Source organism: Streptomyces niphimycinicus, assembly GCF_018883605.1.
Classification (GTDB): Bacteria; Actinomycetota; Actinomycetes; order Streptomycetales; family Streptomycetaceae; genus Streptomyces; species Streptomyces niphimycinicus.
The window spans coordinates 1-7,946 of the sequence record NZ_JAHLEM010000834.1 but is presented as its reverse complement, the minus strand read 5'-3'; the positions used below and the strand labels follow the sequence as shown (position 1 = coordinate 7,946).

Genomic DNA, 7,946 nt, shown 5'->3' with positions numbered 1-7,946 from the left:
CTGGCGCTGCGCGCCGCCCGGCCGCGGCGCTGGTGGCAGCGGCCCCCGGCGCTGCCGCAGGTGTTCGGGCTGCGGCTGTTCCCGCGCTCCGGCGGGGCCGATGAACTCGCCCTGGAGCGGGCCCTGTCGGAGCTGTCCGGCCCCGGCCGCGCCGCGTACGTACTGCGGGAGCTGGAGCGGCTCGGCGAGCACGAGGCGCGCACCCTGCTGCGCGCCGCGGGGGTCGACGACGCGCGGGCCGCGCTGGACGAGGCGGATTCGGTGCCGGAGCAGACCGGCAGCCGGGACGAATCGCTGCTGGAGTCCGCCGAGTTCGACCCGTGTTCACTCCAGGCGCGGCCCACCGATCTGATGCGCCGCCGTCAGCATGTGCGGGCGGTGCTGGTGGCCGTGGTGGCCCTGGTGGTGTGCGGAACGCTGCTGGGTGTGCCGGGGCGGGGCTGGGGGCCGAACGGTGCGGCCGCGCCCTCGTACGCCCGTAATCCATCCTCCGAACGGGCCCTGGATCCGGCTCGGTTGACGCGGGCCGCGCCCGACGCCTGGCGCAACGCCTCCCGGGCCGGGTTCTCCTCCTGGCCCGCGCGCGGCGACCGCGTACGGGACACCGCGCTGCTGCGCCGCGCGCTGGCCGTGTGGGCGCGGCCGGGCCGTTCGGTGCGGGTGTCGGCCACCCTGGGCACGCAGTCCGGGCCGCCCTCGGGGCCGCCGCAACTGCTGTTCGCGGGCGAGGTGGACCAGGCCACGGTGGTGCTGCTGTACGACGGGCTGCGGGTGGCGCGGTACGCGGAGGCGGGCAAGGGCAGTGCCGTCGCGCTGGACTTCGCCCGGCTGGACGCGGCCGACGCGGCCACCTCGACCGCGCTGGTCCTCAGCCGCACGGACGGCAACGTCCGCTATCTGACCGCCCCTTGGGTGCGCCATGCCTGGGTGCGGGATCTGCTCCACCCGGCCAGGGCGCCGCGTCCGCTGCACCGCACCGGGCACGGGGTGACCGACCCGGTGCGCACCGTTGCGCAACTGCGGCCCTGCCGTGGCTGGCCCGCCCTACAGTTCGGCTCCCGGCTCGTCGCCGACCTGGGCGAACTCGCCCCGGCCCGGCTCACGTACGGCGCCCCCGGCGCCGGTGTGCGCGATGTGGCGGGGCGGGCGGCCCGCGCGAGCTGGGCCAGGACCGGGTGCCGGCTGGCGATGATGCGCGGGCGGGGGGTGCGCTCGGTCAACGCCTGGCGGTTCGCCGCCCAGGCCCTGCCGGAGGCGGGCGGCCACGCGGCCTGGCTGTGCACCCGCGCCGACACCTGGCGGGACACGGGCAGCAAGGTCCTGGCCCAGTTCCAGCCGTGGGACACCCGCCGGGGCGCGACGGGCGCGGTCGTCTCCAGCGCCAACAACTCCCCCGCCTGCGGCCCGCGCGAGCCGCGGGTGCTGGCGGGGGTGCTGTGGAAGGCGCGATCCGGCCGGTGGTATCTGCTGGCCGCCGGAAGCCGCCAGGTCACCGGGATCGTCGCCACCGGCGGCGTCCGGGGCCGCGGTTACGGCCGCGGCCTGACCCTCCCCGCGAAGGCAGGCGCCCGCGCCGACCTCAGGGCTCGGCTGGCGGATGGTGGCCGCCTGAGCCCATTGCGCTGACACTCCGCTGGACATGCCCCGACCCTTGAAGGCGGTGCGGTCGCCGAGCCGACCGGCGATCTTGTAGCTGACGGGCTGGTAGGACGTCCACCACTGGCCGCCCTGGATGTGCTCGGTGGCCGGGGACACCTCGGCATAGCCGTATCCGGCGGGGTCGAGGGTGCTGGTGCACTCCTTGGCGACGGAGCCGTACTTCCACTCGAAGAGTTCGGCGGTGACGTCGTTGGGGGCCCGCATCAAGGGCCCCACGCGCCCGGCCGGTCGGATCGGTTCGGGCGGACACGCCAAGAGCGAAGGGATCAATCGCGTGATCAAGCTCGTCGCCCGCAACGCGTTCGGGTTCCGCAACGCCGACAGTCAGCGTCTACGGACACGCTGTGTCACCACTCGCCGAGCCAGACACGGCCGGCACCACCGGTAAGCCTCAACTCACCCACCCCACCAGCAAACTTGACACAGCAGGGTAGCGCTGGAGAATTGATCTTCGGTTGCGAAGAAAAGGATCGGCGGCACATGCACGAAGCCTGGGTGACCGATGTACTGGCGGGCTACGCGAACGACCACCGGCCCGCCCATGAATACCTCCGCGAAAACGGCGAATGGACCGCTGTCAGCCGGCACGACCTTCTCCGGGGCGTCTGGTCGGCCGCACGGGGATGGCGTGAGGCCGGCCTGAGGCCCGGCGACCGGGTCGCCGTCGAGGCGACCGACCCGCAGGTATTCGTCCCGGCCTTCCTCGGCGCCCTGTGGACTGGCGTGGTCCCCGTTCCCTTGCCACCGCCGCCCGCGGCGGGGCGTCACGCCGCGTGGAGCGCCCACGTGACGGCGATGGCGCGTATCGCGCAGCCCCGGGTGATCGCGCTGCGCGGTGACACCGAACCGCCCGAGGGCAGTGGGAGGCCGGTCGCCCTGGACAGCGTCGTCGCCGCGCCGCCGGAAGAGTTACCACCCCACAACCCCGAGCCGGACGCGACCGCGTACCTGCAGTTCAGCAGCGGCAGCACCGGAAATCCCCGTGCCGTCCCGGCGCGCATGGAATCGGTACTCGCCAACGGCCTGGCCATCATGCACGACGGCCTGCGCAGCGACCCGGCCATCGACCGAGGTCTTTCCTGGCTCCCACTCCACCACGACATGGGACTGGTCGGATTCGTGCTGGCGCCCCTGCTGGCCCGCGTCCCCGTCTCCTTCATCCCGACCCGCTTCTTCGTGCGGGATCCCGGGCTGTGGCTGTCGTCGATGTCCGAACGGCGCGCCACGATCAGCTTCGCGCCCAACTTCGCCTTCGCGCTGAGCGCCCGCCGGACCTCGGCCGAGCGGACCGCCGCCCTGGACCTCGGCCATGTGCGCGTGCTCGGATGCGGCGCTGAGCCCATCAACCATGCGGTGCTGGAACGGTTCTTCAGTGCCTTCGCCCCCACCGGCCTCGCTCCCGAGGCCCTGATGCCGTGCTACGGGCTGGCCGAGGCCACCCTCGCGGTCGCGCTCTCCCCACCGGACCGCCTGTACCGCGTGGACCATGTCCGGACGGCCGCGTTGTCCGCCGGGCAGGCCACCCCCGTCGGCACGGATCCCACCGGTGAGGCAGACCCCACCGACGGTGGGGCCGGGCTGCCGGACCCAGCCGACGGCGTGAGCACCCTCGTCGGGTGCGGACCGCCCCTGCCGGGCTACGAGATCGTCATCCGTGACCCCCACGGCGACGCCCTCGGTGAGCGCGCCGTCGGTGAAGTCTGGGTGCGTGGCCCCTCCGTCGCCCACGGCTACGTCGCGGCTCCACAGGAGACCCGCACGTCCTTCCTGCCGGACGGCTGGCTGCGCACCGGAGACCTCGGTTACCTCGCCGAAGGGGAGTTGTTCGTCACCGGACGCGTCAAGGATCTGCTGATACTCAACGGCCGCAATATCGACCCACAGCGCGTGGAGTGGCTCGCCGAGACCGTTTCCGGCGTCCGCGCGGGCGGCGTCGTCGCCTGCACCCGCCCCGGTCCGCAGTCCGAGGAATTGGTGATCGTCGTCGAGTGCCGCACCTCGGCCGTTTCCGGCTTGGCCCCCGCCGTGCGCGAGGCGGTGGCCACCGCTCTGGGCATTCCCGTCCACGACGTTGTCGCCGTCCGGCCCGGCACCGTCCCCAAAACGACCTCGGGAAAGCCACGGCGGCAGGAAACCCGCCGCCAATACCTGGAAGGTGTCCTCCATGTCCAGCAGGGCTGACATAGCCGTCAGTTACGACCTCGATCCCGAGTTCTTCCAGTTATGGCTCGACAGCCGGATGAACTACACCTGCGGCGTCTTCGACGACACCGACGACCTCGACACCGCCCAGCTCGCCAAGCTCGGCATCCTGCACGACTTCGCCCGCATCACACCGGAGAGCCGGGTGCTGGACATCGGCTGTGGCTGGGGGAACAACCTCGCTTACCTCACTGAGGAACGCCACGTCGCCCAGGCGCACGGCATCACCCTCTCCGAGGCCCAGTACAACGAGATCTTGCGTCGCGACATGCCGGGAGTAAGCGTCTCCTGTGTCGACTACCGCGACTTCACGCCGTCCCACACCTTCGACGCGGTGCAGTCCATCTGCATGATCGAGCACGTCTGCACTCCCGAGGAGGCCCGCGCGGGCCGCGCTGTCGCGCGTTACCGCGACTACTTCCACAAGGCGTGGACGTGGACTGGCCCCGGCGCCCACTTCGCGCTCCAGACCGGGCTGCGCGACCGCCTGCCCCGCCGCCCCGAGGAGGCGCGGGAGCTCCAGTGGCTCAGCAGGACGATCTTCCCCGGGGGCATGACACCCCGTGCCGAGGACATCATCATGGCCGTAGGGCCCTACTGGGAAGTCATGCATCTGCGCACCAGGCGCGAGGACTACGAGCGGACCACCACCCACTGGCGCACCCGGCTGCGCGCCCACGAAGAAGAAATCCGCGACCGCTGGGGCAACGAACTCTTCGAGACCTATGACCGGTATCTGAGCTGCTGCATCAACTCCTTCGCCCGCCGGCACATGACCCTCTCCCAGTGGTGCCTGCGCCGGGTCGACGATCCCGAGTGAAAGCACTGCGGCCCACAGCCGTCGAACAAGGCGGTGGTGCTCACGCCGTCTCACGAAACACCGGTACTACCGCACAGGAAAGGGAACCCCGATGACACAGGACGACCTGCTGGCCCTCCTCGACCGCGGTCTGCGACAGATCACGTCCGCCGAGCAGCCCCCGCTCACCCTGGAATCCGACCTCCACTCGGTCGGCATCGACTCCCTGCAACTGCTGGAGCTGGTCACCTGGACCGAGACGGAGCTGGACATCCGCCTGCCCGACGAAAATCTCTACTCCGTGACCGATTTCCAAGGGCTGTGTGACCTGATCTCCGCCGAACTCGTGAACCGCACCGCCTCATGAACAGAAACCTGCGCGAATCCTTCCACCGCTCCTACATGACGTTCTTCGAGAACGCCGAGCGCACCCGCAGGTGGAATCTGTTCAACGACATCGACTGGGACGCGCTGGACAGCTCGAAGAGCGATCCGCAACTCGCCACCAACGCCGAGACGTTCTTCGGCGTGGAGATGTTCCTCCCCGATTATCTCAACACCCATCTGGAACTCTTCGGCCGCAACTACGCCCAGGCCTGGTTCGCGGCCAACTGGGGGTACGAGGAATCCAAGCATTCCCTCGCCCTGCGGGAGTACCTGCATCGCAGCGGTCAGCGCACCGAAGAACAACTCCACGACTACGCCGACACCGTGCTGGCCAAACGCTGGGAGCGCCCGTACGAGAGTCCCCGCGAAATGCTGATCTACGGCATGATGCAGGAACTCACCACCTTCGTGGTCTACCGCTCCCAGCGCGCCCTGGCCCTGGAGACCGATCACCAGGTCCTCGCCGACATCTACCGCCTCATCGGCCGCGACGAGATGGCCCACACCAAGTTCTACCAACACATGGTCGCCCTCCTGCTCGACGACGACCGAGAAGGAACCCTGGCCGATCTGGCGCATGTCCTGCGGACGTTCCACATGCCCGCGGAACAACTCCTCCCGGATCCCGATGCCCGCACCGCCCTGATGCGCTCCACCGGCATCAACGGCCAAGTCTACCTCCGCGACATCGTGGCTCCCACCCTCAAGGCCCTGGACCTGACCCGCCACGACCTGCCCGTCGCCAAACCCGGCACGACGGCCCCGCCGCACGGTCAGGAGAAATGACGTGCCCGGACCCGAAGCGCCTGTCACCGGCTTTCTCGTCGAGCCCCTCTTCGATCCGCTCGCCCGGTACGAACTGGGTGTGGACGAGTTGATGCTCCTGACGGTCGAACGCGCGAAGGCGTTGCACGCCAAGGGATTGGTGGGAAGCGAGGCATGGTGCGGGGGAAGCCGGGAAACCCGGTTCCCCGACCTGGTGCGCACCCTGGGCTGGGTCAGCGCCTTCGACATCTCGCTGGTCTCCACGATCGGCAACCAGCAACTCGCAGGCAGCGCGCTGCTCTCGCACGGCAGTCCCGCACAGGTGGCGGCGTACCGCGACGAGATCGACCGGATGGAGCGGGTGTACGCCTTCGCGGTGACCGAGATCGGCCGGGGGACCAACCTCCTGTCCATCGGGACCGAAGTCCACTACCGGCACGAAGACCGGTCACTGCGCGTGATGACACCCTCCGATGACGCGGCGAAGTACTGGATCGGCAACAGCCTGTTCTCCGCGACGCACGCGATGCTCCTCGCCCGGCTGGTGGTCGACGGTGCCGACGAGGGCCACCATTGGTTCCGAGTTCCGCTGCGGCCGACGGAAGGCGCGCTGCCGTTCCCCGGCGTGCGCATTCGCCGTGCCGACCCCAAGGGCGGGATCGCGGGGAACCAGACGGGAATGATTCATTTCGATCAGTACCGGATTCCGCCGGACGCCCTGCTGAGCGCCTGGGCGCACATCGACGACTCCGGCAGGTACGTCTCCGAGATCGCCAGGCGAGGGCGTTATCTGCGCTGCCTGGAGACGTTCTCTCAGGAACGCATCTTCCCCGTGACGGGAGCGGCCGGGGTGTTGCGGCGCTGCGCGGCGATCACTCTTCGCTACAGCACTCACCGGGAGACCTTCGGCAGCACTCTCCTGAGCTACCAGCACTACCGCGAACGCCTCATGCCCGTCGTCGCCGGGGCACTCGCCCTCCACCACCTGACCGAGCACCTCATCGAGGAGTGGACCAGTCGCTACGCGGCAGAGCCGGTCACCCGCAACCGGCAGACGCTCTACGGACTGACCTCCGGGGCCAAGGCCCACGCTTCATGGGCGGCCAACGCGGCCCTGGTCGTTCTGCGGGAGCTGTGCGGGGGCCACGGGTTCCACAGCCACAACGAGATCGTCACCGCACGCGTGGACGGCGAGATCAACACCACCTTCGGCGGCGACAACACTGTCCTGTGCTACGAGAGCGTCCGTGTCGCCGCGAAAAACACGAGAATGGACGACGCCTCTCCCACCGTGCCCGCCGTCACCGAGGACGGCCTGCGCTCGTGCGGCCACGGCATCGACCTGCTGGAAGCGCTGGCGGAGCGTCTTCTCCGGCGCTGGAGGACGTCGCAGCGCGGCGCACTGTGCCGACCGCAGGTCGACGCGCGCTGCGCGGCCCTGCTGCTCCGCCGGTGGACGGACCGTTCCCGAGGCGCCGTCGACGACACCGTACGACAACTCTACGCCGTGACCTGCCTGCTGGGCCTGGCTGACCATCTGTTGGCGGAGGGACTGCTGGACGGCGCGGGGATCCGGGGACTGATGGCGCAGCGCGGCGCGCTCAGCGACCGATGCGCCGGCCGGCACACCGAGGTACTCGATCTGCTGGACGTGCCCGCGGCACTGCTCGACGTGCCTCTCGCGCACGCCGACTACGTCCGTCGCACGGTCACCGCCGCCCGGGACTCCGATCGGGTGCGGCCGACCTGACGCCGCTCGCCGGGCGTCGCCGCGAGCGCCATGGCCGCGACGAGTGCGGTGGCCGCTATGCCACGTCGCATGTCAACTACCCGGCGCTAAAGCGTCGGGCTTGCGCAACGGGCACCACTGGCGATGGTGCTGCGTTCGCGTCCAGCCCCGTCCCGCTGACGCGGTGGTGGGGCGGGGGCCGTTGACGGGGCCCCGCATCGCCGCAACTCCCACGCACGGGCGCGGATGTTGCGGGAGCCGTTCCGGTCTGCGTGATCAACGAATCCGCAGGACCGGCACGCGAACCAGGCCTGGGAGACCCGGTTCGCCCTGTCGATGTGCCCGCATTCGGCGCAGGTGCGCGAGGTGTATGCCGGATCGACGTACACCACCGGCACTCCCGCC

General features: G+C 70.2%; 8 protein-coding genes and 1 pseudogene. 7 read left to right on the top strand and 2 right to left on the bottom strand.

Annotated features, from left to right (window positions below):
• A partial coding sequence (locus tag KN815_RS43755) for a hypothetical protein (protein WP_216347316.1) occupies positions 1–1,626 on the top strand: 1,626 nt, incomplete at its 5' end.
• A 24-nt stretch (positions 1,627–1,650) separates the two neighbouring features.
• Here KN815_RS43755 and KN815_RS51185 read toward each other — a convergent pair.
• Positions 1,651–1,893 (bottom strand): annotated as a pseudogene (locus KN815_RS51185) (glycosidase); the annotation flags it as partial.
• On the opposite strand from KN815_RS51185, the gene KN815_RS52485 reads away from it, so the two are divergent.
• From KN815_RS52485 to KN815_RS43725, 6 genes are all read left to right on the top strand, one after another.
• Entirely contained in the window at positions 1,787–2,047 is a 261-nt protein-coding gene (locus KN815_RS52485; protein ID WP_372458627.1) for a transposase, read from the top strand. The pseudogene KN815_RS51185 and the gene KN815_RS52485 overlap by 107 nt on opposite strands.
• A gap of 92 nt (positions 2,048–2,139) precedes the next feature.
• Positions 2,140–3,840 (top strand): AMP-binding protein, encoded by a 1,701-nt coding sequence (locus KN815_RS43745; protein ID WP_216347314.1) that lies wholly within the window; start codon positions 2,140–2,142, stop codon positions 3,838–3,840.
• A complete protein-coding gene (locus tag KN815_RS43740) occupies positions 3,824–4,681 on the top strand; it encodes a class I SAM-dependent methyltransferase (protein WP_216347313.1) in 858 nt (285 codons plus the stop codon). The genes KN815_RS43745 and KN815_RS43740 overlap by 17 nt, the downstream gene beginning before the upstream one ends.
• Positions 4,682–4,772: 91 nt before the next feature.
• Positions 4,773–5,027 (top strand): acyl carrier protein, encoded by a 255-nt coding sequence (locus KN815_RS43735; RefSeq protein ID WP_216347312.1) that lies wholly within the window; start codon positions 4,773–4,775, stop codon positions 5,025–5,027.
• Entirely contained in the window at positions 5,024–5,833 is an 810-nt protein-coding gene (locus tag KN815_RS43730; RefSeq protein ID WP_216347311.1) for an acyl-ACP desaturase, read from the top strand. Before KN815_RS43735 ends, KN815_RS43730 begins: the two co-directional genes overlap by 4 nt.
• Before the next feature lies 1 nt (position 5,834).
• A complete protein-coding gene (locus tag KN815_RS43725; protein WP_216347310.1) occupies positions 5,835–7,562 on the top strand; it encodes an acyl-CoA dehydrogenase family protein in 1,728 nt (575 codons plus the stop codon).
• An 86-nt stretch (positions 7,563–7,648) separates the two neighbouring features.
• Here the strand turns inward: KN815_RS43725 and KN815_RS43720 are convergent.
• On the bottom strand, positions 7,649–7,946 hold a 298-nt coding region (locus KN815_RS43720), incomplete at its 5' end, for a zinc ribbon domain-containing protein (RefSeq protein WP_216347309.1).

Excerpts from the sequence above, each read along its gene's own strand:
- KN815_RS43745 (WP_216347314.1), top strand. The coding sequence starts at position 2,140 with ATGCACGAAGCCTGGGTGACCGATGTACTGGCGGGCTACGCGAACGAC.
- KN815_RS43740 (WP_216347313.1), top strand. The coding sequence starts at position 3,824 with ATGTCCAGCAGGGCTGACATAGCCGTCAGTTACGACCTCGATCCCGAG.
- KN815_RS43735 (WP_216347312.1), top strand. The coding sequence starts at position 4,773 with ATGACACAGGACGACCTGCTGGCCCTCCTCGACCGCGGTCTGCGACAG.
- KN815_RS43730 (WP_216347311.1), top strand. The coding sequence starts at position 5,024 with ATGAACAGAAACCTGCGCGAATCCTTCCACCGCTCCTACATGACGTTC.